The organism is Streptomyces hilarionis (genome assembly GCF_024539675.1).
In the GTDB taxonomy this organism is placed as follows: domain Bacteria; phylum Actinomycetota; class Actinomycetes; order Streptomycetales; family Streptomycetaceae; genus Streptomyces; species Streptomyces hilarionis.
Genome location: NZ_JAHHIT010000135.1, coordinates 1 through 26,295, shown reverse-complemented (window position 1 = coordinate 26,295; position 26,295 = coordinate 1). Strand labels below are relative to the sequence as shown.

The following is a 26,295-nucleotide window of genomic DNA, read 5'->3' as shown; positions in this document are numbered from 1 at the left end:
GAAGTAGAACAGCGTGGGCGCGACCGTGGACTGGCTCATGCCGGTCTGGCCGGCCGACGCCATGTCCGACCAGTTCGTGAACGGCTTGAAGGCCATCGAACCGTAGGACGAGCCGGACACGTTCGACGCGTAGACCAGGTGCTTGCCCTGGTACGTCACCGTGGTGAAGTCCTTCAGCGAGACCCACCCGTTGGCCGGCTGTGCCAGCGCGCCCGTCGAGGTCCAGCGGTAGGTCGACGGGAGGGTGCACGAGCCGTCCGGCGGGGTCGTCCCGGACAGGCCGGTCCACTTCTGGTTGCTGCCCCCGTTGCACGTCCAGATCTCCACCGCCGTGCCGTTGGCGGTGCCGTGTCCCGTGACGTCCAGGCACAGTCCGGACTCCACGCCGACGATCGTGCCGTCGGAGTTCACCCGCCACTGCTGGTTGGCGCCGCCGCTACAGGACCAGATCTGCACCCGGGTGCCGGCCGTGGTGGCGTGGCCGGGGACGTCCAGGCACTTGTTGCCGTACACGGTCAGCTGGCCGCTGTCCGTCGACGTCCACTGCTGGTTCGCCGAGCCGGAGCAGTCGTAGATCTGCAAGCTCGTGCCGTCCGTCTGGGCGGAGCCCGACACGTCGAGACACCGGCCGGAGCCGACGCCGCGCAGGGCGCCGCTGGACGCCGCCTGGGCGGGGCCCGCGACGAGCGTGGCCGCCAGGGCGATCAGGACCGTGACCGCGGCGGCGAGCACCGCGGACAGGCGCCTGTGGCCGAAACTTCGTCTGCGCATGGGGACCTCGTCATCCTTGAGTAGCGTGAGGAACCGAACGGCTCAACGGCAGGTCGTGCTCCGCTCGCAGAGGACATCGGCCGTCACCGGGGCGCGACGCCGACCGACGCGCGACATCAGCGACACCCTTGATGGGGGCATGACATTCGTGTCGACGACAGGCTCCGTGCGGCTCCACCCTTCGCCCGGGCGCGGCTTGGAGGTGCTCTGCTGTGCGAATGGTGCGATTCCGGCGTGTTCGTGTTATCGAACAAGGATCGGATGGTCGAGCAACTTGGATGATAGGGAACCGGGGGACAGGGTCAATACCTCTCGCATGATTCGTCGATGATGTCGAAACATTCGTAACGCCTCGCGTGCGCGACAGGGGCGTCGTGTGGTCGGCCCCGACGTGGTCGCCCCAGGTGTCGATCGGTCCAGGGATGCGACAAGGAGAGATTCGTGGTGTTCTGTCCAAATGAGTGTCACCCGGACAGGTGAATCCTCCGCCGACACCGCACCCGACCCCCGCCGCTGGTGGGGCCTGGTGATCATCGCCCTCGCCCAGCTCATGGTCGTCCTGGACGCGACGATCGTGAACATCGCGCTGCCCTCCGCGCAGGAGGACCTGGGCATCTCCGACAGCAACCGCCAGTGGGTGATCACCGCCTACACCCTGGCGTTCGGCGGGCTCCTGCTGCTCGGCGGCCGTATCGCCGACCTGGTGGGCCGCAAACGCACCTTCGTCATCGGGCTGGTCGGCTTCGCCGCCGCCTCCGCACTGGGCGGAGCGGCCACCGGAGCGGGCATGCTGTTCGGCGCCCGCGCCCTCCAGGGCGTCTTCGCGGCCGTACTCGCCCCCTCCGCGCTCAGCCTCCTGACCACGACGTTCACCGACCCCAAGGAACGCGGCAAGGCCTTCGGCATCTACGGCGCGCTGGCCGGCAGCGGCGCCGCGATCGGCTTCATCGTCGGCGGCCTGCTCACCGAGTACCTCGACTGGCGCTGGTGCCTGTACGTCAACGTGCCCATCGCCGTCGTCGCCGTGCTCGGCGGCCTCGTGCTGCTCCACGACCGCCCCGGCCACGCGGACGTCCGGCTCGACGTGCCCGGCGCGGTGCTGGGCTGCGGCGGCCTGGTGGCGATCGTCTACGGCTTCAGCGAGGCCCAGCCGCGCGGCTGGACGGACCCCCTGGTGCTGGGGCTCTTCGCGGGCGGCGTCGTCCTGCTCACGGTCTTCGTGTGGTGGCAGACGAAGGCCCGGGTGCCGCTGCTGCCGCTGCACATCATCAAGGACCGCAACCGCGCGGGCTGCTTCCTGACCATGGGCCTGGCCATCATCGGGATGTTCGGCCTGTTCCTGTTCATGACCTACTACCTCCAGGTCATCCTGGGCTATTCCCCCGTGAAGACGGGCCTCGCCTTCCTCCCGCTCACCGTGGCCATCATCATCGGCTCCACCCAGATCTCCGCCCGGCTGATGAACCGCCTGGCGCCGCGCATGCTGATGGTCCCCGGCATGCTCCTCGCCTCGGGCGGCATGGTGATCCTCACCCAGATGACCGTGGACTCCTCCTACACGAGCGAGATCCTGCCCGCGCTGCTGCTGATGGGCCTCGGCATGGGTCTGACCTTCATGCCGGTCTTCGCCACGGCCACGGCCGGAGTGGCTCCGCAGGACGCGGGCGTCACCTCCGCCACCGTCAACACCTCACAGCAGGTGGGCGGTTCCATCGGCACCGCGCTGCTCAACACGATCGCCACCACCAGCAGCGCCGCCTACCTCGCGGCCCACGTCACCGGCCCCGCACGCCGGGCGCAGGTCGCGGCCGAGGCCACCGTGCACGGCTACACGGTGGCCATCTGGTGGGCCGCCGGAATCATGCTGCTGGCCGGCCTGGTGGCGGGCCTGATGGTCACCACCGGCCCCCCGAGACGCGCTCCGGCGGAGTCAGCCGTCCCGGAGCCGGTGGGCTGACCGCCACCGCCACCGGCACGCAGGCGCACCTCACCGGTGCGTCGACGTGCTCTCGGTTTCGTGCTGGTCGGCTGCGGGCGAGGTTCGTCGGGGCCGCGTCTGCGCCAGCCGGGCGGCCCCTCTCTCGGACAGGGCCCGGAGTCGGAACTCGCTGGGGGCGAGGCCGTAGGCGGCACGGAAGGTTCGTGTGAAGTCGGCGGCGCGCGGGAAGTTCCAGCGGGCGGCGAGGGCGTGGATGGGCACGCTGTCCAGGGCCGGGTCGGTCAGGTCACGGCGGGCTCCCTCCAGACGCTGGCCGCGGATCCAGGCGGCGACCGTCTCACCCGGCATCTGCTGCTGGAAGATGCGGTGCAGGTAGCTGACGGAGATGTTGTGCGCGGCGGCGATCGCGGCGGGCGTCAGTGCCGGGTCGTGGAGGTTCTGCCGGACGAACGCCCGGATGCGTTCAGCGAGCGCCTGCCGTCGCGTCTCGGGGGAGAGGGCGGCCTCCGCGTCGAGGAGTTGGCAGATCCACGCTGCCATCAGGTCGACCACGACCCTGCCCACCCGCGGCGCGTCGGAGGGCTGGAGGTTCTCCGTCTGACGGCCGAGGCCGACGAGGAAGTCGGCCAGGAGGGCGCCGAGCCCTTCGTGCCCCGACACCGGTCTGTTCAGCAACTCCCGCACCCGCTGCGGCGGCAGGGGCAGCATGTCCTTGGGGATGTCCACGCCGAAGCCTCGGACGACCCGGCGTTCCCGGTCGTCCAGCGGCCGGAAGTCGTAGGGGCGTGAGCTGTCGGCGAGATGCAGGTCCCGGGGACCGAACACGGTGCTCCGCCCGGCGTGATCGAGAACCATTCCCGCATCGAGCATCAGCGTCAGGTGGTACAGCTCGCGGTCGCCGCCGCGCACCATTCTGGAGCTGCGCAGGAACCGCGTGGGCAGGAACGACGTCTGCATCACGGTCGCGGGCCCCAACTGCAGCAAGGTGAGTTCGCCGCGGAAGTCGGCGGAATGGCTGCTGATGAAATCGCTCGAGCGCGTTCTGCCGATCAGTTCGCGCCAGTGGTCGAACCGGTCCGAAGCAGGCACGTCCTCGCTGCGGAACACCGTCCCGATCATCCCAGCCCCCACCGCCGTACCACCTGGCGCTCCCGTGTCGGCCCCTAGCATGCACCATTCGGAAGCGGGGGGACTTCCGACCGGCCCTCCCGGAGCACTGCGCCAGGGGACCCATGTGCCGTCTGCCACCCAGCAGTTCGCAGCCTCGGCCGGAAAGAGCGCGATCCGCCGTCCCTGCCCGCGTCCCCGCCCGCGGCCGAGGCCGCGGGCAGGGCGCTGTCGCCGGGGCACAGTGCGTGGTGCACGGGTGCGGGCGCGCCGGCGCTGCTAGAAGGTCAGGTTCCAGGCGTCGATCTTGCCGGTGTCGGAGGAGGCGTTGTCGTTGACACGCAGCTTCCAGGTGCCGTTGGCGACCTCCGAGGAGGCGTTCACGGTGTAGGTCTGGGCGATGTTGTCGGCGCTGCCGCCCGTGTGGTTGTGCAGCGTGTAGACGGTGCCGTCCGGCGCCACCAGGTCGACCTTGAGGTCGCCGATGTAGGTGTGCTTGATGTCCACGCCCACCTTGAGGGTGGCCGGAGCGTTGCCGGTCACGCCGGTGACGGCGATCGGGCTCTCCACGGTCGCGTTGTCGTTGACGGCGAAGTCCGCGAGGTTCTCGAAGTACTTGCCGGGCGGCGGGGTGGACCCGACGGCCTCGAGGGCGTCGACCTGTCCTTCGCCGAAGAACGCGTTGTTGGCCGTGGTGCCCGTGCAGCGGCTGTCCGAGGGGCAGGCGATGTCGTTCGCCTGGGCGGCCAGCTTCGCGCGGATCTGCGCCGGGGTGATGCCCGGGTTGGCGCTGGCGATGAGCGCCGCCACGCCGACCACGTGCGGGGTGGCCATCGAGGTGCCGCTCTTGCTGCCGTAGCCGCCGCCGGGGACGGTGGAGTACACGTTGCTGCCCGGCGCCGCGACGTCGATGACGCCCTGCCCGTAGTTGGAGAACGAGGCCTTGGTGACGCCCGTGCCGTTGGCCGCGACCGTGACCACGCCCGGCAGCTCGGTCGGGATGTCGAGGCAGGCGTTGGTGATCGTGCGGGTGACCGGCGTCGAGTCGTTCGGGCTCGCGGAGTCGGTCGTCTTGTGGGCGAGGTCGTAGTTCTCGTTGCCCGCGGCGGCGATCTGGAGGGAGCCCTTGCCCTCGGCGTACTCCTGGGCGCGCTTGACGCCCTCGATGATGGCGGCCTGGTCGATGTTGTCCGGGCAGTTGAACTGCCACGGGTCCGTGTAATAGCTGTTGTTGGTGACCTTGAAGCCGTGGTCACCGGCCCACACGAAGCCGCAGATGGTGTTCTCGGCGAAGAAGAACGAGTTGCCCGGCTCGGCGACCCGGACCGCGGCGATCTTCACGCCGGGGGCCACGCCGACGACGCCCTTGCCGTTCTTGGCCGCGGCGATGGTGCCCGCCACGTGGGTGCCGTGGGTGTCGACGTCCCGCCAGGCGCCGGTACGGGTGTCGGGCTTGCCGTAGGCGCAGGAGACCGAGTCGGCCGCGTCGAAGTTGGGCGCCAGGTCCTGGTGCTGGTCGTCCACGCCGGTGTCCAGGACGCCGACCGTGACGGAGGCGGAGCCCGGGTTCACGGCCCAGGCCTGGTCGGCCTTGATCTGGCTCATGTCGGCCCGGACCGGTTCTCCGGCGGGGGTCGAGGCCTGGGACGGATTGGCCGGGAGGGCCGGGTTGTAGGCGTCGGCCGGGACGTCCGAGGTGCGCGTGGCGCCGACCTGCTGCACGCCGGAGACGCCGCGCATGGCGGCGGCGAACCCGCTGGACGCCGAATGGGCGACGATCACGCCGATGGCGTCGAAGTTCGAGAAGACGGTGCCGCCGTTGGCCGCGATCGCGGAGCGGACCGCCGAGCTGTCGCCGGGGGCGGTGATCACGAGGTAGGCGCGCGTGCCGGCCACCCAGGCCGCACTTCGGGCAGCCGGCGCGGCGGCCGAGGTGTGGACCTTGGCGGTCGGCGCGGTGGACGGGACGGGGAGCGTGCCCGCGAGGGCGCCCGGGGCGCCGAACGCGAGGGCGGCGCCGAGCGTGGCCGCCAGCACCAGCGTGCGTCTAGGGCGGCTGGATATCTGGGATATCAATGCGTCCTCCGGAGACGGCTCGGCTGTGCTGTTGGCACCGGCCGGGCCGCACGTAACGAGTGGTGGATGCAAGATGTCAGGTGCATGTCCCTCGGCGGAAGTACCTTTCCGTGCAGGGACGTCCCCGGGGCATGGCTGAAAAGCGACGCGCTCCGGGCGTCGGGGCGTCGTGATCCACCGGGGAGTTCGACGACGCCGACCGCGCCCCGGCGTACGCGGCCGGCCTGGGGCTCAACGGCCGCTTCCGCGGCGGCCTGCTGAACGCAGGTCGGCCCTCGTCCTCGACACCGCCCATCCGTGGCCGACGAGTTGCACCTGGTCGTCGACCACCGCGGCCTCCTGGAGGCCACGGACGACCGGGCCCGGGCGAGGCGCATCGAGCGGTTGCTCCGTCGCTGACGCACGGCGAAACGATCGCCGACGCCGGCGAACGGTGCGGCCGGCGGCCTCCGGCGCACGTGCGTCGGCCGGGCGGACGTCTTGGCCGGAGCGCTCGATCAGACAAAGGGGGCCAAGACGCCCGGTTGGCGCCCGGGTCCGCCGCCGAGTCGGAGGGGCCTCCTGCCTCGGCGGTAGCCTGCATCACCATGATGCGCGCTTGGATCCTGCCGATGCTGTTCGTGCTCACGGGCTCAGCCGTGGCGACCGGACAGGTCCTGGAGGGAAGCCCCGGCGCGGCCGCCGCACTCCTCCTGGCGTTCCTGGGGCTCGCCGGCGTGAGCTCACCCCTGCTGTTCCCCCGGTCGGTCAGTGCGCAGGAGGCACAGCGCCGCAGCGCGGTCGACGGCCGACCGGTCGTCTACTGGCGGCCGGGCTGCACGTACTGCATACGACTGCGCATGCGGCTGGGTCGCAGCGCCCGCCGGCTGCACTGGGTCGACATCTGGCGCGACCCGGCAGGAGCGGCAGCGGTGCGTGCGGTCAATGACGGCAACGAGACCGTGCCGACCGTCGTCGTGGCGGGCCGGTCGCACACGAACCCCGATCCCGACTGGGTCCGCGAACAACTCGCTCCTTCCGCGTGATCCGAGACGAGCCTTCAGAGTGGAACGGCCGGCCAGACCCAAGCGCACAGTGGGGAAAAGCTCCCGGGGGACGGATGAACTTCGACGAAAGTGAACCGCAGGCCGTTCGCGAGGAACGCTTCGCCGCTGAACGAGCGGAACGCAGAGCGGCACGCAAAACTGCATCGCTCGACTCGTGGGGAGCCCACGTCGGTGCGGTCATCGTGACCGTCGCCCTGGTCCTCCTCGGTTCGTTCGGCAAGCCGGTCGCTCTGGGCATCGTCGGCGGAATCGTTCTGGTCTGGTTCGCCGCGGCCCTCGTGTGGGCCTACGTGGACGGGGACCACGGCCGGCACGCACTCCGGCGCGCGTACAACATCACCTTTGGATGGGGCAACGGGTTCTGAGACAGGGATGAGGGCACAGGCCCAGGCGTCGATGCCGGCCCCGGGCGGGAAGTCCTTTACTCTCTCCGGCACTCTCACCGGCCGTCGATAAAGTGACCGCCGTGATGGTGGGCACCGAGGAAACCCGGCTGGTCGTCCTGCGCGGCAACAGCGCCTCAGGGAAGTCGTCTGTCGCGGACGGCCTGCGTGGAAGGTTCGGCCGCGGTCTGGCCCTGGTCGGTCAGGACAATCTCCGCCGCGTCGTGCTCCGCGAACGCGACAGGCCCGGCGCCGCGAACATCGGCCTGATCGACCTGACCGCCCGCTACGCCTTGGACGCCGGGTTCCACGTCGTCGTCGAGGGCATCCTCTACGCCGACCACTACGGCGACATGCTCACCGAACTGCGCGCCGATCACCGCGGTCCGACCCACTGCTACTACCTGGACGTTCCGTTCGCCGAGACCCTCGCCCGGCACGCCACCAAGCCGATCGCCGACGACGTCGGCGAGACGCAGCTGCGCGACTGGTACCGGGCACGCGACCTGCTGCCCGGCGGCGCCGAGACCGTCATCGGCGCGGACAGCGCCCTGCACGAGACCGTCGACCGCATCATGCTCGACACCGGCCTGGCCCACCTCCCCTCCGTGGACCGCTAGAGACGTGTCGCCGTCCGGACGAGGTCGGCGACGGCTCTGGACCGGCTGTGCGGCGGCCAGGCGATCACGGTGGTGACCGTCGGCGCGTCCAGCACGGGCACGGCGGCGAGGTCGTCGTGGAGCTGGGCTCGGCATGATTCCGGCGAGACCGCGCAGGCACGGCCGAGCGCGACGAGCTGCAACAACTGCGCGTGGTCACGGACCTGCGGGCCCGGGCCGGGCGGGTAGCTGCCGTCGGGGTCGGGCCAGCGCGGCAGGGGCAGGCCCGGCAGCGCGCTGATGTCGGCCATGTGCACATGGGCCCGGGAGGTGAGCGGATGTCCGGCGGGCAGGACCGCCACCTGGCCCTCCCTACTGAGTTCTTCGGTGTGGAACCCGGCCGTCGAGTCGAACGGCTGATGCAGCAGCGCGACGTCGGCCTGGCCTTCGCGCAGGAGCCGCTCCTGCTCGGCCGGGCCGCACAGGATGACGTCGACGGGGACCGCGCCGGGTTCGGCGGCGTAGGCGTCGAGGAGCTTCGCCAGGAGTTCGCTGGACGCGCTGGCTTTCGTGACGAGGACCAGGCCGGGCCGGCTGGTCACGGAAGCGACGGCGCGGCGGGTCCGACGTTCGGCGGCGTCGACCGCGTCGAGGGCGGCCCGGCCCTCGACCAACAGCACCGAGCCCGCCTCGGTCAAGGCGACGGTGCGGCTGGACCGGTCGAACAGCGCCCCGCCGAGCCGGCGTTCGAGCTGCTGGATCGCCCGCGACAAGGGCGGCTGCGCGATCCCGAGCCGCTGCGCGGCGCGTCCGAAGTGCAGTTCCTCAGCGACGGCGACGAAGTATCGCAGCTCACGGGTCTCCATGACGCCACGCTATCCCGGATCGATACCCGCACGGTATCGTCGACCACCCGATCGGTCTTGGACCGCCGGGGGCGCCCGAGCGCAGCATGGTCTCCATGAGCGAACGAACGATTGCGCTGGTCACCGGCGCCAACAAGGGAATCGGCTACGAGATCGCCGTGGGTCTGGGAGCCCTCGGCTGGCACGTCGGCGTCGGCGCCCGCGACGACGAACGCCGTGCGACCGCGGTGGAGAAGCTGCGAGCGAGCGGGGTCGAGGCCTTCGGCGTACCGCTGGACGTGACCGACGACGCGAGCGTGAGCGCCGCCGCGCGGTTGGTCGAAGCGAGGGCCGGGCGCCTCGACGTGCTCGTCAACAACGCCGCCATCACCGGGGGAGTGCCGCAGGAGCCCTCCAGGGTCGATCCCGCCACCATCCGGACGGTCGTGGAGACCAACGTGATCGGCGTCATCCGGGTCACCAACGCGATGTTGCCGCTGCTGCGCCGTTCCGCATCACCACGGATCGTGAACATGTCGAGCAGTGTCGGATCCCTGACCCGGCAGTCGGGAACCGCCGCCGAGCTGACGACGGGTCCGGTGGCCGTGGCGTACGCCCCGTCGAAGACCTTCCTGAACGCCGTCACCCTGCAATACGTGCGGGAGTTGAGCGACACGAACATCCTTGTCAACGTCGCCTGCCCCGGCTATGTCGCGACCGACCTCAACGGCTTCCGCGGCGTGCGCACCCCCGCACAGGGCGCGCAGATCGCCGTGAAACTGGCGACCCTGCCCGACGGCGGCCCGACCGGCAGGTTCTTCGACGATGCCGGAGAGGTGCCCTGGTGAGGTGATGGGCGCGTTCACGAAGCCGTGATCGCTCTGTCAGAGGCCCATGACCGTGACGGGGCCGTGGAGTTCAGGAGTTCACGGCCTGGCGCGGGCCAACGGTATCTCGACGGGGTACAGGCCGTATCCCTCGGTACGCCGGGGCTCGGTCATGCTGAACGCGGGTTGGGCCATGACCCGGGGGCGGGCCCCGTGATTCGGCTGCGAGGAGTGGAGCAACAGCGGGTGGGCCAGCACCACGTCGCCCTCCTGCGCGACGACCTCGGTCACGCCCGGCCGTCCCTCGTCGTCCCGGACCCGGTTCAGAGGTTCGTCGAACTCGTCGGCCTCCAGCCCCGCCGGCTCCGCCTCCCACAGGATGCGGGCGGCCCGGTGGTGCGAGCCGTCGGCGAGGAGGGTTCCGCCCCCGCCAGGGTCCACCGTCGAGAAGCAGAAGAGACTGAGCACCGCCTGTTCGGGTGACCAGACATGGTGGCGGAACCAGTTTCCCTCGATGTGCCAGTCGTCCCCGTAGGGCGGATCGTCGAAGCCGGGGAAGGTGACCGGCCACCACCCCATCTCCCGCGTCATCTCCCAACGGCCCGGCCCCACCAGCTGATCCACGGCGGAGCGGAAACGCTCGCTCAGAGCGTCCGTGTACGGGGGCTCCGTCATCGTCTTCTTCAGCCAGACCTGGGGCCGTGTCCACTGTTCCGGGCGGTCCAGGTCGATCCCGATCCGCTCGCCGAGATCCCGCCGCACTGCTTCGGCCACCGCCGACGAGAAGGCGTTCCGGAGGACGGTCCAGCCGCGCTCGATGAACTCGTCGACCTGACCGTTCGAGAGAGGCGCAGCCACCATGGACGCAGACTACGCCGCTCCGCGCGGGCGTTGCGCGACATGACGCCCGCTCCCCCCCCCACACACACATGGCCGGCGCCGTCCGGAAACGCCGCCCGCGGGCCCCGGATCACCTACGCAGACGTCGGCAGCGCTGCACGCCGACCCGTCTTTTGAACATGTTCAACTCCAGGCGTACGCTGCTGCCATGAGCGACAGAGCCGCCCAACTCAAGGGCATTCGCGCGTGGCTGGTCTTCTTCGTCGTCTGCCTGGTCCTCAGCGGCGCGACGGCCTTTCCGCTGGTCCACGAACTGCGCTGGGCCGAGGAGGTGTTGCGGCACGTTCCCGCGCCGGACGCCCTGGCGGACTGGATCGCGCGGATCCGGCGAGGGCTCGACACCGCCGACTCCGACTATCCCTTCCTCCTCTACGGCACGGACTGGCTGGCCTACGCCCACCTGGTCATCGCGGTGGCCTTCTACGGCCCCTACCGCGAACCGGTCCGCAACATCTGGGTCATCGAGTTCGGGATGATCGCCTGCGCCGGCATCATCCCGCTCGCCCTGATCTGCGGGCCCGTCCGTGGCATCCCGCTCTGGTGGAGCGTGATCGACATGTCGTTCGGCGTGTTCGGGGTGCTCCCGCTGTACGTCCTACGGCGAAAGATCAAGCGCCTGGAGGCTCTCACCCCGTACCGGCCCCCGCACCATTCACCCGCCGTGCCCGCCGCCTGAGTGCGGCCGCATGGATCCGGACGGTGGCCGGTGCGGGGTCGAGCCCGCCCGGCCTGCACCGCGCGCCGGTGATGTCCGACGGGCCGGGATCTTAAGCTGGGCACTCCTTCCGCCTTGTCCGAGGAGAAGCGTGCCGCCGGCATTCGTCCACCGGATCACCGAATACGACCCCGCCGACCGCGACGCGCACGGCCACTACATCGGCGCCGAGGACACGGTGAGTGACCACGGACCTGTCGAAGCGGCGTACCTGGCGGCGATCGCCGCCTTCGCGGAGGCTTCGGACATCGACCGGTGGGAGATCCGCGAACCTGCGGTCGCCGGCTTCGTCCACTTCGGTGGGGAGCCGCCGGTTGAGGGGCACGGCCTCGACGGGCTCTTCCCGCCCGACCTCACCGGCTACCACGACGGGGCCGAGGTCCCTCTTCCGGTCGCTCTTCAACTGGTCCGGATCATGCTCCGCGACCAAGGCGCCTGGTGCCGACTGGAGTCGGGGGATCGGTTCACCCTCCACGTCGGGTGGGACCAGTACGTGTACGTGGGCAGCGACCGGCCCTGTACGGAAGTCGTGGCCCGCACGCGCGAACTCGGCCTCTTCCCGGAACGGCTCACGGCCTCGCCCTGTGCGGCCGAGGCCGACGAAGTGGAGGTGAACGAGGCAGCCGACGAGCACTTCTGGATGCGTGTGCGCACCGCGCTGGCCGCACGTCGTGCGCTGCTCTTCGAGGAAGGCCGCGTTCGCAACGCCGTGCGCTGGCACCGGATCACGCAGGAGAACCTCGACACAGTGCGCGCCGGTCTCGGCCCGCGCGCCTTGCTGACCGTCTGGCCCGACCTGACCCCGGACGTCGACGCCGTCCTGGCCGCGTTGCCTCAGGGGGAATCCATCGAGTTCGTCTGGGAGGCGCGGGACGGGACGATCAGCCACGCGATCGTCGACGACACCGGCTCCCCGGCGCTCAGCGCCCACGTGGCGGATGCCCGAGCCGCCCCGCCCTGCCCCTGTCCGCCGCCGAAAGCCAGCCGTTGCTCCGTGCTGCCCTCCCGGACAGCGACGGCGTGCTGCGTGCCCGGTGGTGACTCGGCTCGTACGCCCCGCGTACCGACCGGCGCTGGTGGCGAAGGCGTCCCGCAAGGCAATCAGGTTCGGCGAGCCGGGCGCGCGGACCGAGGCTCCCGCTCCCCACGGCGCAGCGGCCGGACGGAGGCCGCCATGCGACGGGCCGGAGGCGAGCCGGTGGCCCCGCTCGTCGGGATCGGCCGTGAGGCTCTCGACGTCGTCCAGATGTCTGGCGCTGTCGGCGCTGTCACCGCGTCGGGCCGCCTTGTCTTCGATCCGTCTGTGGGACGTGCCGCAGATGCAAGGTGTACAGCAATCTCATGGAGGCAAATATCATTTGTTCGGACCATCGGCTTGGCATTTGCGTTTATGTGCACAGCTCGCTCGGGTACGGTCCCCCGGGAGGTGGTGGCCCGTGAGTCGGTCCCTCGCAGCTGCCCGCACGCCCGTCGGTCCGACGGCGGAACTCGTCCTCACCGGCGATCTGGCCCGCCCGGCCCGGCTGACGGTGTCCGACCTTCTCGCCTGGCCCCAGCACCCTGCTGAGGTCGCGTTCGAGTGCACGACCAGCGGCGTCCAACGCCACCGCTTCACCGGGCCTCTGCTGCATGACGTCCTCGTGGACGCGGGCCCCGTCTTCGACACCGCGCGTCGCAAGGACCGCCTGCGCTTCCTGATCGCCGTACGCGGGGCGGACGGTCACCATGTCCTGCTGTCGTGGGCGGAGATCGATCCGGACTTCGGCCGTGCTCCCGTCCTCCTGGCGGTCACTTTCGACGGCGCCCCGCTCGAGCGCGTCGGCTCCCAGCTCGTCGTGCCCCAGGATCGCTGCGGCGCCCGGTACATCAGCGGAATCGAGACGATCCGCGTGGACGGCGGCTACAGCGCGTGGACCTGATGACACCGGGAGCTCGGTGAGGCTCGGCCAGACGGTGGGCCCGCCGGATTCACCCGCCTCACCGTCGGTGTCCTGGCCCCACCGCCGCGCTCACCGCTTGGGAGCCTGTGTCTGTTCCTGTGCCTGCGGCGCGTGGCCTGGGGCCCGGCGGGGGAGAGGCGTCCGGCCCCTTGCCCGCCGGGACCCGGGCGTCAGGACAGGAAGCCGCCGTAGGGGCCGTTCAGGATCTGGTTCTTCTGGTTCTGGTTGAAGTGGGTGGAGGGGTAGTCGTAGAACGAGGCCGACATCGGTGTGCCGTCCGTCGACGAGGAGTCCGGCAGGCCGAAGGCGTGGCCGAGTTCGTGCACCATCCCTCCGTACCAGCGGTTCATGGACTGCCCGCTGGTCCCGGCGGCGCCGTCGGCGTCGTGGCCGCTCAGCACGACCCAGCCGGGGCTGGCGCCGCCGCCCGCGCCGTCGCCCTCGGCGCTGATCTCGCCCACGTTGAGCCACCGGCTGTCGGGGTTGTTCAGGCCGAACTTCCGGGCCAGTTCGTTCTGCATGTTGGTGACGGCCCACCAGTAGCGGTCGCCGCCGTTGGGCGTGTTCTCGTACCAGCTGCGCGGCTGGTCGCCGTTGACGACCTCGACCACGGTGTCGTTCAGCTTGAAGGTCTTGCCCAGCTCCTGCTGGTAGTAGCGCTGTGCCTCCCGCATCACCTTGGCGATGCCGTCGGGGTAGCGCTGGTCGAACGCGACGTCGGAGGGCTTCAGCCAGTACACGCGGACGGTCCTCGTCGGCGGCGGGGTCGAGCCGCCGCCGCTGCCGTCGAAGCCGGGCAGCCTCCACGTCCGTGACGCCGCTCCCGTGCAAGGCAGCTGGACGAGGCCCGCGCCGGATGCGGTGGAGTCGCCGGCCGGGGCGGCGCACTTGCCCGAGTTCACCGACTGAACGCCGAAGACGCTGCCCGTGCCCCCGGCTGCCACGGGCGTCAGCCGGAACTTCTGGCCGGCGCCGGAGCCGCAGGCGCGCTGCACGATCGTCGCGTTGTCGGCGGTGGACGATCCGTTGACCTCCAGGCACTTTCCGGCGGCCGAGGTGCTGATGCGGTACTGGTCGCCGGTCCCGCTGACCGGGGTGAAGGTGAACGTCTGGTTGGCCTGGCCGTGGCAGGACCACTGGATGAGCTGGGCGCCGTCGGCGGTGGAGCCGCCGGGCACGTCCAGGCAGTTGCCGCCGTCGCCGTTGACCGCGGTGGAGGTGAAGGCGGTCGCGGCATGGGCAGGTGGCGCGAGCGCGACGGCGGCCGTGACGGAGCCGACCAGCATGGCGAAGAGCGCCGGCCGGTGGGTGAGGAACCGGGGTCGTGTCATCGGACTACTCCCCTGAGGGTGAGGTGAGCGGGACGCCGAGGGCTGCCGGAGTGCCGAAGTTCGGTGTCCCGTCGGCGTTCCAGGTGAACTTCTGCGCGCGGGTCGTGCGGTTCATGTCGCAGCCGCCGCCCGCGGAGTCGTTGGCGTGGTAGACCATCCAGTCCTCGGTGCCGTCGGGCGACTTGAAGAACCCGTTGTGGCCGGGACCGTAGACGCCGGCTGCGTTGGAACGCTGGAAGACCGGGTTCGGTGACTTCAGCCAGGAGGACGAGCTGAGCGGGTCGCCGCCGTTGTAGGTGAGCATGCCGAGCTTGTAGTCGGGCGTGGAACAGTGGCTGGCGGAGTAGACGATGAAGGTCCTGCCGCCGTGCTGGAGCACTTCGCCGCCCTCGTTCACCGCTCCGCCCACGGTCTCCCAGCTGTACGTCGGCGTGGAGAGCACTTTGCGGGTGCCGCTCGCGGTCCACGGGTTCGACAGTGGACGGATGAACATGGGCTGTGAGCCGTTGTAGAAGGTGCCGAGCAGGTACAGCTGCCCGTTGAGCCGCAGGATGCTCGGGTCCAGCTCCCAGGTGTCGTCCTGTGCGGGGTCGAGGAGGTCGGCCTTGAAGCTGTAGGGCCCCATCGGGTCGAGGCCGGCGCTCTCCAGCACGTGGATCCGCTGGGTGCCCAGGTCGTACGGCTCGCGCCCGGCGGTGTAGTAGAAGTACCAGCGTTTGCCGTCGGGGCCGTCGAGCAGGTGGAACTCGGGCGCCCACATCGTGCCGGCGCCGTTGGGCCGGCTGAGGTTGAAGATCACCTGGTCGGTGGCCGTGGCGAGGCCGGCGAGGGTGCTCGCCCTGCGCATGGTGACCGTCGAGTTCCAGGTGGTCGTGGCCAGGTAGTAGGACCCGTTGTAGTACGTGAGCCACGGGTCCGGGCCGTGCTGGGAGAGCGGGTTGGTGAACGTGTGCGGGCTCGTGCCGCCGCCGCTGAAAGCGGGCAGCCGCCACACTCTGCCGTTCGCCGCGGCGCAGGGCAGCTGCACCAGGGCGGTGCCGGAGGCCGGTGACCCGCCGCTCGGCGTCACGCACTTGCCCGAGCCGACCGAGACCAGGTTGAAGGTCCTGTCGGCGCCGGAGACGGCCACGGGAGCGAGTCGCCACTGCTGGTTCGCACCGCCGTGGCAGGGCCACTGGATGATCGCCGCGTCGTCCGCCGTCGAGGCGCCGTACACGTCGACGCACTGGCCGGACTGTGTGGTGATCGTGTACGTGTCGCCGGTGCCGGCCACCGGGGTGTAGCCGAAGTTCTGGTTCGCGCCGGACGTGCAGGCGTTCGCCCGGAGCCGGGCGCCGTCGGCGGTCGAACCGCCGGGCAGGTCGAGGCAGTTGCCGCCGTTCTGGTTCACGCCGGTGGAGGCGAACGTGACGGCGGCGGACGCGGGCGGCGCCACGAGGAGGGCGACCGCGACGCTGAGCAGGGCGATGAGTGCCGTCAGGCACCGGGAACGGGTCACGGACCGTACACCTTTGCTTCGAGGAGGCCGACGGAGGCGGTGCCGTTGCCGGTGAGCAGCACCCGTAGCCGGGTCGTGCCCGTGGCGGTGAAGGTGACGGCGTTGTACTGGTTCTTCGCCAGCGGATAGCCGCTCGCGCCGGGCACGTCGGCGTAGGCGCTGCCGTTCCAGTACTGAAGCTTCCAGGCAGCCGGCATGTCGATGCCCTGGTCGTCGTCGAAGAAGTACACCTCGGCCTTGTTCAGGGTCTGCGCGGTGGGCCAGGTCAGCTCGGCCCATTGCTGTCCGGTCTGCGGCCAGGTTCCCCAGCGCGGGTTCACCGGGTCGTCGGACGACGGAGGGTCGATCCCGTCGTTCACCGCGGCGACGCTCTCCCAGGAGGAGGTGTACGACGCCGAAGCCGTGGCCGAGGCGGCCAGGTTGGCCGGTGGCTGAGGCGGTTGCACCCCGCCGCGGTTGAACGCCTTGATCTCGGTCAGGCCGGTCTTGGCGCCGGAGGCGTTCGTGGCGAGGACCCTCACCCGCTGGGCGTTGATCGCGGGGAACTGCACCAGGTTGTAGTTGGCGCGGGGCAGGGCGGGAGTCCTCGTCTGTCCGGGGACGTTCACCCAGTTGCTGCCATCGTGGTACTGGATGGTGTAGGCGGAGGGCGCGCGGTAGGCCGTGCTCGCCGGACGGCTGTCCTTGAAGTACAGGCGGACCTCGTTCAGCGTGCGGGCGGCGCCGAAGTTCAGCTCGTACCAGTCCTGACTGTTGGCGGATCCGCCCGCGCCCCAGAACGGGTCGTTGGTGGGATATCCGTCGACCGCGCCGGCGGTGGTGCTGCCGGACGCGGTGTACGACGCCGTCGCGGTCGCCCCGGTGGCCAGGTTGGTGGGGGTCCCGGTCAGGTCGACGCCGGCCTTGGCGAGCATGTCGACCATCCGCGGGCTGTTCTGCACGACCTGGTTGGGGGCCCGCAGGCCGGCGACGGCCGTGTGGTGGGTGACGGCGCCGCTCGTGGTCACGTCCCCGGTCGCCGGGTCCCAGGTGAACGGGACCAGTGAGCTGACGGTCGCGGCCCGGTTGCCGTTGACGTAGATCGAGTAGCCTTCCGGGACGCCGGGGTAGTGTGCCACTCCGTCGGCCGGGTCGTCCCAGACGATGCTCAGGTCGGCGTTGCGGTAGCGCAGGTTGTTGACGGTGAAGTGGTCCCAGCCGATGTCGATCGGGGAGAGCTCGACCTTCGCGTCGTTGCGCGGCCGCAGTCCGGCGACGTCCTCGATCACCGTCCAGTTGCTGCTGCCCAGGATGTTGTGGTGGATCCACGAGCGGTAGGCGATGTCGCTGCCGTTCCAGTCGGCCCAGAACTCGTTGGCGTCGGGCCACTGGGTGTTGCCGCCGACGTACTGCGCCCAGGTGTTCCAGTAGAGCAGCTTCTTGTAGTCGGTGGCGGTCATCCAGGAGTTGGGGTAGTTGCGCAGCACCGAGGAGTACAGCCGGAACTGAACGGTGGAGTTGATGGTGGAGAAGTTGTTGGAGCCCGGGTTCCCGGCGTCGGCCGCCGCCTTCTTGTCGGCCTGGTTCGCCGTGTAGAAGGGGAAGACGGGGTACTGCGCCGGGTCGTCGAACAGTCGCAGTGCCTGCTTGTACGTCGCGGTGTTCGGGACGGCCCCGACCGAGAACGGGTAGTAGTTGTTGATCTCCTTCCAGGGCACCCACTCGTTGGTCGACTTCAGCCGGTGCTCGAACAGTTGCCGGCCGGGGTTCCACAGGACGTTGACGATGGCGTCCTTGATCTGCGTCGCGAGGGTGCGCATCTCGGCCGCCTTGGCCGTGTTGCCGGTCGCCTCGTAGGCCTGGGCCGCGGCGAGCGCGCCGCTGTACTGGTAGGCGGACTCGGCGCGGTCCATGTTCCCGGGTTTCCAGTGGAAGGAGACGGCGTCGGCGTCGTTGCCGGTCAGCGCGCCCCAGTCGTACTCGATCAGCTTGTTGTTGTCGTGGTCGTAGTAGGCGAGCTGCCCTTTGACGTCGCCTTCGGCGTAGTGGGCGAGGTTGCCGGCGATGGCTGGTTGTCCGCCGTGGATCTGGTAGCTCCGCCAGGCGGCCTCGGCGATGTACTGGGTGTAGCTGTTGGACCAGTTCTCGGGATCGCCGGGGTTGTCGAGGAAGCGGCCGCCCTTGGAGGTCTGGCCGACGCTCAGCCAGTCGCCGTACGCGTAGGACGGGTCGCGCAGGTACTTGAGGTCGTCGATGTGCATGGGCTGGGTGAGGGCGATCGCGTTGTTGTAGCCGAGGACGCCCTCGGTCGACGTCGGGAACTGGAAGGTCTGCCCGGGGATGTCGGCGTCGAGGTTGTTGAAGCGCATCAGCCACCAGCGGTAGTAGATGTTCTTCTTGATCGCTGGCTCGGGCACGTCGATGTAGGGCACGTTCTGGGCCCACCACAGGTTGTACGCCCGCACGTGGGTGGCGAAGGCGGTGGCGTCGGAGTAGCCCGCGTAGGCGTTGTACTCGGTCAGCGAGGCGGGGATCTCGTCGGTGACGAAGCCCATCACCAGCTTCGTGGTCACCGTGGCTCCGGCGGCCACGGTCACGGACCGGCTCAGGCCGCCGCCCGAGACGGAGAAGCCGTCGCCGCTGAGCCTCGGCCGGATGGTGGTGAGGTTGTTGTAGGCGTTCACCTGGCCGGTCAGCTCGTTGCCTGCGCCCGTGGTGGCGTACGGCGAGGTGGCCCGCAGTTGCAGTGTGGTGGCGCCGGCGCCGTTGTTCTTGATCGACAGGTTGGTCACCGCCACGTTGTTCTCGGTGATGAACTTGGTCTGCGTGACCACGACCGAGCCCGAGGTGTGCACGCTCTTCCAGTGACTCGGCGCCTGCCGGCGCTGGGAGACCTGCTCGGTGAACGTGCCCGGGGTGATCGCGACGGTGTAGGCGTTGTTGTCGCTGATGCTCTCCCAGTAGGCGACGTGGCCGCCGAAGCCGAGGACCGAGGGGTCGTGGGTCTTCATGAACAGCGCCCGCCCCCGGCTCATCAGCCACGCTCCTGCCGGGTCGTCCCCGGAGCGGGCGAGCAGCCGGTCCATCCAGAAGTCGGTTCCGGAACTCTCGGCGTCGTAGATGCTCCGCATCATGTCGCCGGGGGTGTAGGCGACCGGCGGGGCCGGGATCGCGGGGCCGGTGAAGGTGGGAAGGCCGATGGTCTGCGCGGCGGCGGCCGGACGCACCGAACAGAGGGAACAGAGGACGAGCACGAGGGCGACGAGGAGGCGCTTCATGAGGTGCTCCCTGTCCGGTTGACGACAGTGGGGGAGGGGATGGCAGGTATGTCATGTGCCTGACATGCCTGCGAGGAAAACGGACCTGAAAGGTTTTCGCAACGTAGGAGCGAGCTGATGGGGTGTCAAGAGAGTGCGTAGAAAACGTTTTCCCCGCGCCCCGGTGGCCGAGGCGCGGCCGGTTCAGGAGAGCGGGGCCGTCGATCCCCGGATCACGACACGGCAGCGCACGGTCTCGACCCCCGAGCGCCGCACCCCGCCGATCGCGGCCGACAGGGCGTGCGCGGCAGCGCGTCCGACCTGCTCCAGGTTCATGTCGACGCTGGTCAGCGGGGGACGCGAGGCCGCCGTCAGAACCTGCCAGTTGTCGAAGCCCATCACCGCCACGTCCTCCGGCACCCGCAGGCCGCGCTCGCGCAGGACGTCCATGACGCCACGGGCGATCTGGTCGCTGCCGCACAGCACCGCGTCGATCTCGACGCGTCGGTCGAGCAGCAGGGCGGTCGCCGCCCGCCCCCAGCCCTCCGACCAGTCGCCGAACCGGGGCTCCCCGACCGGCTCCAGACCCGCCTCGGCGAGCGCGGCCCCGGCGCCCTGCGCCCGTTCCCGCGCCGCGAGGTACGCGGGGTCGCCGGTGATGTGCGCGATCCGGGTGCGGCCGCAGGCCAGCAGATGTCCGACCGCGATCCGGCCCGCGTCGACGTTGTCGGGCACGAGGGACAGATCCGCCGGGTCCTCGGACGGCGCGTACGCGTAGACGACCGGAACCGGCAGTTCGCGGCCGAGCGACGGACGCGGATCGGTGCGGCTGCCCACCACGATGAGACCGTCGACCCGGCGCCCCAGCAGCGCGCGCACGTGGTGCTGTTCGCGGATGGCGTCGCCCCGGGCGTCGCACAGCAGGACGGCGACCTCGCCCGCCCCGAAGGCGTCCTCGGCGCCCATGAGGATCGGGATGCTGAAGCGGCCCTCCAGGTCGCTGGTGAGCAGGCCGACGGTGCCCGACCGGCCGGCGAGCAGCCCGCGGGCCAGCTGGTTCGGCCGGAAGGACAGCCGCTCGGCTGCCTCGACCACCCGCTGCCGGGTCTCGGCGCGCACCTGGCTGCGTCCGTTGAGGGCCTTCGAGGCGGTGGCGACGGACACCCCGGCCAGCCGGGCGACGTCGTTGAGCGTGGCGGGCTGCGAACGAGAGGGGCCGAGGGCCGGTGTCATCGAGGTTCTCCTGTCTCGCGTCGCGTACCTGAACGGTACGCGAGAAGTTTCGGCCCGGGTGGGGCAGGAGAGGATCCCGGATTTCGGACCGCGCCGGCAATCGCTTGCAGCACAGGGATTGACTGGCAGTCAGGTCGGTTCTACTTTTCAGAAAGCCTTTTCGGTTCCTTTCCGTCGCAGAACCCATCCATAGGGGGATCGTCATGGGGAGCACGACCGGACCACGTGGAACCGCCCACCGGCTCGCCGCCGGCGCCGTCGCGCTCCTCGCCGCCGCGAGTCTGATCACGGCCTGCGGATCGGACGGCGGCGCGGGCGGTGCGAAGGGATCGCGGGCGGGCGGCGCGACCGGTGTCGACGACGGTTCCACGCTGACGATGTGGACCAGGGCCGCCACCCGGCCGCAGAGCGAGGCACTGGTCAAGGCCTACAACGCGGGTCACCGGAACAAGATCCGGCTGACCGTGGTCCCCACCGACGACTACCAGGCCAAGGTCGGCGCCGCAGCGGGCTCCCACGACCTCCCCGACCTCTTCGCCTCCGACGTGGTGTTCGTCCCGAACTACACCTCCAGCGGCCTGTACGCCGACATCACCGACCGCGTCGACGCCCTGCCGTTCGCCGGCAGCCTGGCCCGGTCGCACATCAAGGCCGGCACGTACGAGGGCAGGAAGTACGTCGTGCCGCACACCCTCGACCTGTCCGTCCTCTTCTACAACAAGGACCTCTACCGCAAGGCCCGACTCGATCCCGCTCGGCCGCCTGCCACCCTCGCCGAATGGGACCGGCAGGCACGGGCCGTGGACGCGCTGGGCGGCGGGGTCGACGGCACCTTCTTCGGCGGCAACTGCGGCGGCTGCGGCGTCTTCACCTGGTGGCCGTCGATCTGGGCCGGCGGCCAGGAGGTCCTCGACAAGGAGGGCACCGCGGCCAGCCTGGACTCCGCCACCGCGAGGAAGGTCTACGACACCTACCGGGGCTGGGTGAGGGACGGCATCGTGGCCCCCGGCGCGAAGGACGAGACGGGCACGACGTGGACCGGGGTCTTCCCCAAGGGCAAGGTCGGCATCATGCCCATGCCGTCGACCACCCTGGGACTGATGCCCGCCGGCCTCGACTTCGGCGTGGCCCCCATCCCCGGCCCCGACGGCGGGAAGTCCACCTTCGTCGGCGGCGACGCCGTGGGCATCTCGGCGACCAGCGACAAGGCCGACCAGGCCTGGAACTTCCTCGCCTGGTCCCTGGGCGACGCCGCACAGGTCGACGTGGTCGCGGCGCACAAGGACGTCGTGGCCCGCACCGACCTCGCCGCCAACAAGTACTCCGCCGCGGATCCGCGCCTGGTCACCATCAACCGCCTGGTGGCGGACGGCCGCACTCCCTACGCCCTGAAGTTCGGCCAGACCTTCAACGACCCCAACGGGCCCTGGCTCACCCTGATGCGCCACGCCGTCTTCGGTGACGGCACGTCCGTCGAGAAGGACAACAAGGCGGTCTCCGCGTCGCTCGCCGACTGACCCCGACGGTCCACGGCGGCGCGCCACCCCCACGCCCCATCGCGGCGCGGCACGCCCACGCCGCACAGCGGCACGGAACGGCACGACGCGGCACGGCTCCGGAGGTCCGGCGCATCACCGGGGCCCACGTTCCCCCGTCCCCACGGCAGAGGAGAGTCATGCAGGTGAAGGCGCCCGACCGGGCGACCACCGAACGGCCGGCCCCGGCGGACCGCCCGGCCCCCCGACCCCCGGCCTCCGCACCCCTGCTGCGCTCCCGCACCGTCCAGGGCCTCGGCTACGCCGCCCCGACGGCCGCGTTCGTCGCCGTCTTCTTCGTGCTGCCCCTGCTGCTGGTCGGACAGATGTCGCTCAGCGACTGGCCGCTGCTCGCGGGGGACCGGGGCGTCAACGCCCCCGAGAACTTCACGGACGCCACCGACGGCGCCCTCTTCTGGCCCGCCGTCCGCTTCACCCTCCTCTACACCGTGATCGTCACGGTCGTCCTCCTCGGTCTGGCCCTGCTCCTCGCGCTGCTCGTCCAGGAGTCACGGCCCGGCGCGGGCTTCTTGCGCACGGTGTTCTTCCTGCCGGGCGCCCTCGGCCTGGCCTCCGCGTCACTCCTGTTCTGGGGGCTGTACAGCCCCACCACCGGACCACTCGGCGACCTCGCGCAGCGGCTCGGGCTCGTGGACGGTCCCGTGTCCTTCCTCGGCACGCCTACCTCCGCCCTGCTGTCGACGGTCTTCCTCGTCGTGTGGAAGTTCGCCGGCTTCTACATGCTGATCCTGCTCGTCGGCCTCCAGCGCATCCCGCACGAGCTGTACGAGGCGGCCCGGATGGACGGCGCGAGCCGCCGGCAGGTCTTCCGCTCGATCACCCTGCCGCTGCTGCGCCCCTCGCTCGCCCTGTCCCTCCTGCTCTGCGTCACCGGATCCCTTCTCGCCTTCGACCAGTTCTTCGTCCTCACCAAGGGCGGCCCGGACAACAGCACGGTCACCGTGGTGCAGCTGATCTACCGCGAGGCCTTCCAGCGGATGAACCTCGGCGCCGCGGCGGCCCTGTCGATCCTCGTGCTGGCGGCCCTGCTGCTCCTCAACGTCGTTCAGTTCCGCGGTCTGCGCCGCCCCGACGCGTCATGACCGCCGACCCCCGCGAAAGGGACACCACGGTGCTCACCCGAGCCGTCAGCCGGACGCCCCACCACGTCGTCACCGGCGGACTGGCCGTCGTCTTCCTGTTCCCCCTGCTGTGGAACGCCTGGGCGTCGGTCAGCGCACAGCCCGGCACCGCGCAGGCGTCCGGCCACGGCCTCGGCAACTACCGCACCCTGCTCGACTACGACGCGGGCCTGTGGCGCTACCTGGGCAACAGCACGTTCGTCGCCGCGCTCACGGTGGCCCTGACCCTCGGGGTGTCCCTGCTCGGCGGCTACGCCTTCGCGCGTTTCGACTTCCCCGGCAAGAACGCGCTGTTCCTGCTCACCCTGGCCGTGCTCATGGTCCCCTACGCCACTCTCCTCATCCCGCTCTACGTGCTGCTCGGACGACTGCACCTGCAGAACTCACTGGTCGGCCTGAGCCTGGTGCTGACGCTCTTCCAACTGCCGTTCGCCACCTTCATGATGCGGATCTCCTTCGAGTCGGTGCCGCGCGAGCTGGAGGAGTCGGCGCTCGTCGACGGCTGCGGCACGGCGGGCGCGCTGCGCCGGGTGCTCGTCCCGGCGGTGCGGCCGGGGCTGATCACCGTGGGACTGTTCGCGTTCCTCGCGGCCTGGAACGACTTCATCGCGCCGCTGATCCTCATCTCGGACAGCGAGAAGGCGCCCCTGCCGCTGGCCGTCGCGAACCTGCGGCAGCAGAGCATGGGCGCCGTCGACTACGGCGCCACCGAGGCGGGGGTCGTGGTGCTGGCGGTGCCCTGTCTCCTGCTCTTCCTGCTCCTGCAACGCCACTACGTGCGGGGCTTCATGTCGGGCGCGCTCAAGGGATGAGCCCCGCCCCGCCCGGCGGCAGACCGCCCAGCCGGCCGACGACGGCACGACCCCGGGCGGCCCGAGGAGCCCTGCAGGGCTCGTAGGGCTCCGGACAGCCGCCGACGCACCCGTGGAACCCGACAGCGACCCGACCGGGAGAAGTGACAGGCCGCCCCGAACGACCGCCCCGAACGACCGACCGACCCGAAAGGACGAACCGAAGGCATGAACTGGTGAGGGAGAACACGGTGCGCTCGTCCGTCCTGCCGGTGGCGCCGACCCGGGGGCGGCTGCGGCCGCTCGGGCTCGACGAGGTCCGCATCACCGGAGGGTTCTGGGCCCGGCGCCGGCAGACCAACGCGACCGCGACACTCGACCACTGCCGTGACTGGATGGAACGCGTCGGCTGGATCGGCAACTTCAGGGCCGCGGCGGAGGGCCGCGTGCACCGGGACCGGCAGGGCCGCGAGTTCGCCGACTCCGACGTCTACAAGCTGCTCGAAGCCATGGCCTGGGAGACCGGCCGGAACGCCGACGGCGACCTGGACGCGCTGATCGGCGCGCTCACCGACGTGATCGCCCCCGCCCAGGAACCGGACGGCTACCTCAACACCGCTTTCGGCCGGCCGGGCCAGCAGCCCCGCTACAGCGACCTCGAATGGGGGCACGAGCTGTACTGCTACGGGCATCTGATCCAGGCCGGCGTCGCCCAGACCCGGGCCCGCGGCGCCGGTGACCTGGCGAAGATCGCCCTTCGGGCGGCCGACCACGTGTGCACGGCCTTCGGCCCGGGCGGCATCGAGCGCGTCTGCGGGCACCCGGAGATCGAGACGGCCCTGGTCGAACTGGCCAGGGCGACGGGGGAGCAGCGCTACCTCGACCAGGCCGCGCTCTTCATCGGCCGGCGCGGTCAACGCACCCTCTCTGAAACGGAGTTCGGGCGCGCCTACTATCAGGACGACCTGCCCGTGCGGGACGCCCCCGTGCTGCGCGGCCACGCCGTCCGCGCCCTCTACCTGGCATGCGGCGCCGTCGACGTGGCGGTGGAGACGGCGGACGACGACCTGCTGGCGGCCGTCGTGCGGCAGTGGGAGGCGACGGTCGCCCGGCGCACCCACCTCACCGGCGGCATGGGCTCGCACCACCGCGACGAGTCCTTCGGCGACGACTTCGTCCTGCCGCCCGACCGCGCCTACTCGGAGACGTGCGCCGCCGTCGCCTCCGTCATGCTCAGCTGGCGACTGCTCCTCGCCACCGGCGAACCCCGCTTCGCCGACCTGGCGGAGCGCACCTTGTTCAACGTGGTCGCCACCGCCCCGTCCGAGGACGGCCGGGCCTTCTTCTACGCCAACACCCTGCACCGCCGCCGTCGCGGATCCGTGCCGCCCGCCGACGCCGAGAGCGCCCGGGCAGACTCCGGCCTGCGAGCCCCCTGGTTCGCGGTGTCCTGCTGCCCGACCAACGTGGCCCGCACGCTCGCCGTCCTGCCCGCCTACCTGGCGACGGCGGACGACGACGGCGTCCAACTGCACCAGTTCGCCGACGCGGAGATCGCCACCACCCTCGCGGCGGGCCGTGACGTCGCACTGCGCGTGCGCACCGACTACCCGAGCGGCGCGGGCGTGACCGTACGGATCGAACGGTCCCCGCAGTGGCCGTGGACACTCTCGCTGCGCGTCCCGGAGTGGACCCGCGGCGCCACCGCGTGGCTCACCGCCCCCGACGGCGCACGCCGGGCCGTCGCCCCCGGCACGGCCGCCCTCACCCGGCTCTTCCGGCCCGGCGACCTGATCCGGCTCGACCTGCCCATGGCTCCCCGCTGGATCGGCCCCGACCCGCGCATCGACTCCCTGCGGGGCACCGCCGCCGTCCAGCGCGGCCCGCTCGTCTACTGCGCGGAATCGGTGGATCTGCCGGAGGGGCACGAGGTGGACGCCGTGCGGGTGGATCCGTCCACAAGGCCCGAGGACGGACCCGACGGCACCGTCGTCGCGGTCGGTGAACTCGCGCCCCCGTCGGACGGACGGGCGAACGAGGCCTGGCCGTACCCCCCGCTCGACCAGGTCGCGGCCGCGCCCGCGGCCGAGCGCGCCGCCGTCCTCCTGGTGCCGTACCACTCGTGGGCCAACCGCGGCCCCTCGACCATGCGCGTGTGGCTGCCGACGACCCCCGCGACCTCACCGCCCGCACCGCCCGGGAACCGGTGATGACCTCCGTCCCGGCCCTTGGCGGCCGGAAACGGAGCCCACCCGAGGCAATCCCTCGCGCACGCACGGGAGTCGGAGAGCCACGGGCCTCGTCCTCGCCCGAACATCGGGCTCCCGTCCCGCAGCAGCCCGCACCTTCCGCCCCCCCCAGCTCCCCGCACCGCCCGGCAC

The 26,295-nt window shown here is 70.8% G+C and carries 21 protein-coding genes; 11 read left to right on the top strand and 10 right to left on the bottom strand.

All coding sequences use genetic code 11. The annotated features are described in order from the left end of the window. Positions 1 to 771: non-reducing end alpha-L-arabinofuranosidase family hydrolase (locus KMS84_RS28690; protein WP_256919368.1), on the bottom strand; the 771-nt coding region annotated here is incomplete at its 3' end. 457 nt (positions 772 to 1,228) lie between these two features. Between KMS84_RS28690 and KMS84_RS28685 the strand changes: the two genes are divergently transcribed. Further along, positions 1,229 to 2,728, top strand: a complete 1,500-nt coding sequence (locus KMS84_RS28685; protein ID WP_256919367.1) for an MFS transporter — start codon at positions 1,229 to 1,231, stop codon at positions 2,726 to 2,728. Positions 2,729 to 2,758: 30 nt separating this feature from the next. Here the strand turns inward: KMS84_RS28685 and KMS84_RS28680 are convergent, their stop codons facing one another. Both KMS84_RS28680 and KMS84_RS28675 read right to left on the bottom strand, forming a co-directional pair. After that, positions 2,759 to 3,829: a helix-turn-helix domain-containing protein gene (locus tag KMS84_RS28680; RefSeq protein ID WP_256919370.1), complete on the bottom strand. Its 1,071-nt coding sequence runs from the start codon at positions 3,827 to 3,829 to the stop codon at positions 2,759 to 2,761. Positions 3,830 to 4,096: 267 nt separating this feature from the next. After that, a complete protein-coding gene (locus tag KMS84_RS28675; protein WP_256919366.1) occupies positions 4,097 to 5,854 on the bottom strand; it encodes a S8 family peptidase in 1,758 nt (585 codons plus the stop codon). A gap of 626 nt (positions 5,855 to 6,480) precedes the next feature. On the opposite strand from KMS84_RS28675, the gene KMS84_RS28670 reads away from it, so the two are divergent. The 3 genes from KMS84_RS28670 to KMS84_RS28660 all read left to right on the top strand — a co-directional run bounded on the left by KMS84_RS28670 (position 6,481) and on the right by KMS84_RS28660 (position 7,942). Beyond that, positions 6,481 to 6,918 carry a glutaredoxin domain-containing protein gene (locus tag KMS84_RS28670; RefSeq protein WP_256919365.1) on the top strand — a complete coding sequence of 146 codons (438 nt, stop codon included), beginning with the start codon at positions 6,481 to 6,483 and terminating at the stop codon, positions 6,916 to 6,918. A gap of 203 nt (positions 6,919 to 7,121) precedes the next feature. After that, entirely contained in the window at positions 7,122 to 7,304 is a 183-nt protein-coding gene (locus KMS84_RS28665; RefSeq protein ID WP_256919364.1) for a hypothetical protein, read from the top strand. 104 nt (positions 7,305 to 7,408) lie between these two features. Further along, positions 7,409 to 7,942 (top strand): AAA family ATPase, encoded by a 534-nt coding sequence (locus KMS84_RS28660; RefSeq protein WP_256919369.1) that lies wholly within the window; start codon positions 7,409 to 7,411, stop codon positions 7,940 to 7,942. Here KMS84_RS28660 and KMS84_RS28655 read toward each other — a convergent pair. After that, positions 7,939 to 8,787, bottom strand: a complete 849-nt coding sequence (locus KMS84_RS28655; RefSeq protein ID WP_256919363.1) for a LysR family transcriptional regulator — start codon at positions 8,785 to 8,787, stop codon at positions 7,939 to 7,941. The genes KMS84_RS28660 and KMS84_RS28655 overlap by 4 nt on opposite strands. 95 nt (positions 8,788 to 8,882) lie before the next feature. On the opposite strand from KMS84_RS28655, the gene KMS84_RS28650 reads away from it, so the two are divergent. After that, positions 8,883 to 9,614, top strand: a complete 732-nt coding sequence (locus KMS84_RS28650; RefSeq protein ID WP_256919362.1) for an SDR family oxidoreductase — start codon at positions 8,883 to 8,885, stop codon at positions 9,612 to 9,614. Between the two features lie 78 nt (positions 9,615 to 9,692). Here the strand turns inward: KMS84_RS28650 and KMS84_RS28645 are convergent, their stop codons facing one another. Beyond that, positions 9,693 to 10,454: a phytanoyl-CoA dioxygenase family protein gene (locus tag KMS84_RS28645; RefSeq protein ID WP_256919361.1), complete on the bottom strand. Its 762-nt coding sequence runs from the start codon at positions 10,452 to 10,454 to the stop codon at positions 9,693 to 9,695. A gap of 187 nt (positions 10,455 to 10,641) precedes the next feature. Between KMS84_RS28645 and KMS84_RS28640 the strand changes: the two genes are divergently transcribed. Further along, positions 10,642 to 11,169, top strand: a complete 528-nt coding sequence (locus KMS84_RS28640; RefSeq protein ID WP_256919360.1) for a hypothetical protein — start codon at positions 10,642 to 10,644, stop codon at positions 11,167 to 11,169. A 91-nt stretch (positions 11,170 to 11,260) separates the two neighbouring features. Here KMS84_RS28640 and KMS84_RS28635 read toward each other — a convergent pair whose 3' ends face one another. Continuing rightward, positions 11,261 to 12,139, bottom strand: a complete 879-nt coding sequence (locus tag KMS84_RS28635; RefSeq protein WP_256919359.1) for a hypothetical protein — start codon at positions 12,137 to 12,139, stop codon at positions 11,261 to 11,263. 505 nt (positions 12,140 to 12,644) lie between these two features. On the opposite strand from KMS84_RS28635, the gene KMS84_RS28630 reads away from it, so the two are divergent. Then, positions 12,645 to 13,127 carry a molybdopterin-dependent oxidoreductase gene (locus KMS84_RS28630; protein WP_256919358.1) on the top strand — a complete coding sequence of 161 codons (483 nt, stop codon included), beginning with the start codon at positions 12,645 to 12,647 and terminating at the stop codon, positions 13,125 to 13,127. 191 nt (positions 13,128 to 13,318) lie between these two features. On the opposite strand, the gene KMS84_RS28625 is transcribed toward KMS84_RS28630, so the two are convergent. The 4 genes from KMS84_RS28625 to KMS84_RS28610 all read right to left on the bottom strand — a co-directional run bounded on the left by KMS84_RS28625 (position 13,319) and on the right by KMS84_RS28610 (position 20,446). Continuing rightward, entirely contained in the window at positions 13,319 to 14,479 is a 1,161-nt protein-coding gene (locus tag KMS84_RS28625; protein ID WP_256919357.1) for an RICIN domain-containing protein, read from the bottom strand. A 4-nt stretch (positions 14,480 to 14,483) separates the two neighbouring features. Then, complete coding sequence (locus KMS84_RS28620; RefSeq protein ID WP_256919356.1) at positions 14,484 to 15,977, bottom strand: family 43 glycosylhydrolase; 1,494 nt, start codon at positions 15,975 to 15,977, stop codon at positions 14,484 to 14,486. After that, positions 15,974 to 19,234, bottom strand: coding sequence for a discoidin domain-containing protein (locus tag KMS84_RS28615; protein WP_256919355.1), 3,261 nt, complete (start codon positions 19,232 to 19,234; stop codon positions 15,974 to 15,976). The genes KMS84_RS28620 and KMS84_RS28615 overlap by 4 nt, the downstream gene beginning before the upstream one ends. Positions 19,235 to 19,417: 183 nt before the next feature. Beyond that, entirely contained in the window at positions 19,418 to 20,446 is a 1,029-nt protein-coding gene (locus KMS84_RS28610) for a LacI family DNA-binding transcriptional regulator (RefSeq protein WP_256919354.1), read from the bottom strand. A 203-nt stretch (positions 20,447 to 20,649) separates the two neighbouring features. Between KMS84_RS28610 and KMS84_RS28605 the strand changes: the two genes are divergently transcribed. From KMS84_RS28605 to KMS84_RS28590, 4 genes are all read left to right on the top strand, one after another. Then, a complete protein-coding gene (locus tag KMS84_RS28605; RefSeq protein ID WP_256919353.1) occupies positions 20,650 to 21,963 on the top strand; it encodes an ABC transporter substrate-binding protein in 1,314 nt (437 codons plus the stop codon). 158 nt (positions 21,964 to 22,121) lie between these two features. Continuing rightward, positions 22,122 to 23,084, top strand: a complete 963-nt coding sequence (locus tag KMS84_RS28600) for a carbohydrate ABC transporter permease (protein ID WP_256919352.1) — start codon at positions 22,122 to 22,124, stop codon at positions 23,082 to 23,084. Next, on the top strand, positions 23,081 to 23,935 hold the full coding sequence (locus KMS84_RS28595; protein WP_256919351.1) for a carbohydrate ABC transporter permease: 855 nt from the start codon (positions 23,081 to 23,083) through the stop codon (positions 23,933 to 23,935). The genes KMS84_RS28600 and KMS84_RS28595 overlap by 4 nt, the downstream gene beginning before the upstream one ends. A 215-nt stretch (positions 23,936 to 24,150) precedes the next feature. Further along, the gene (locus KMS84_RS28590) at positions 24,151 to 26,124 is read left to right on the top strand and encodes a glycoside hydrolase family 127 protein (protein ID WP_256919350.1); all 1,974 of its coding nucleotides are present in this window, start codon (positions 24,151 to 24,153) and stop codon (positions 26,122 to 26,124) included. Positions 26,125 to 26,295: the final 171 nt, after the last annotated feature.

Bases quoted from the DNA above. Each gene is read 5' to 3' on its own strand.
- KMS84_RS28685 (WP_256919367.1), top strand. From the start codon at position 1,229: ATGAGTGTCACCCGGACAGGTGAATCCTCCGCCGACACCGCACCCGAC.
- KMS84_RS28680 (WP_256919370.1), bottom strand. From the start codon at position 3,829: ATGATCGGGACGGTGTTCCGCAGCGAGGACGTGCCTGCTTCGGACCGG.
- KMS84_RS28670 (WP_256919365.1), top strand. From the start codon at position 6,481: ATGATGCGCGCTTGGATCCTGCCGATGCTGTTCGTGCTCACGGGCTCA.
- KMS84_RS28660 (WP_256919369.1), top strand. From the start codon at position 7,409: ATGGTGGGCACCGAGGAAACCCGGCTGGTCGTCCTGCGCGGCAACAGC.
- KMS84_RS28655 (WP_256919363.1), bottom strand. From the start codon at position 8,787: ATGGAGACCCGTGAGCTGCGATACTTCGTCGCCGTCGCTGAGGAACTG.
- KMS84_RS28650 (WP_256919362.1), top strand. From the start codon at position 8,883: ATGAGCGAACGAACGATTGCGCTGGTCACCGGCGCCAACAAGGGAATC.
- KMS84_RS28645 (WP_256919361.1), bottom strand. From the start codon at position 10,454: ATGGTGGCTGCGCCTCTCTCGAACGGTCAGGTCGACGAGTTCATCGAG.
- KMS84_RS28640 (WP_256919360.1), top strand. From the start codon at position 10,642: ATGAGCGACAGAGCCGCCCAACTCAAGGGCATTCGCGCGTGGCTGGTC.
- KMS84_RS28625 (WP_256919357.1), bottom strand. From the start codon at position 14,479: ATGACACGACCCCGGTTCCTCACCCACCGGCCGGCGCTCTTCGCCATG.
- KMS84_RS28615 (WP_256919355.1), bottom strand. From the start codon at position 19,234: ATGAAGCGCCTCCTCGTCGCCCTCGTGCTCGTCCTCTGTTCCCTCTGT.
- KMS84_RS28610 (WP_256919354.1), bottom strand. From the start codon at position 20,446: ATGACACCGGCCCTCGGCCCCTCTCGTTCGCAGCCCGCCACGCTCAAC.
- KMS84_RS28605 (WP_256919353.1), top strand. From the start codon at position 20,650: ATGGGGAGCACGACCGGACCACGTGGAACCGCCCACCGGCTCGCCGCC.
- KMS84_RS28600 (WP_256919352.1), top strand. From the start codon at position 22,122: ATGCAGGTGAAGGCGCCCGACCGGGCGACCACCGAACGGCCGGCCCCG.
- KMS84_RS28595 (WP_256919351.1), top strand. From the start codon at position 23,081: ATGACCGCCGACCCCCGCGAAAGGGACACCACGGTGCTCACCCGAGCC.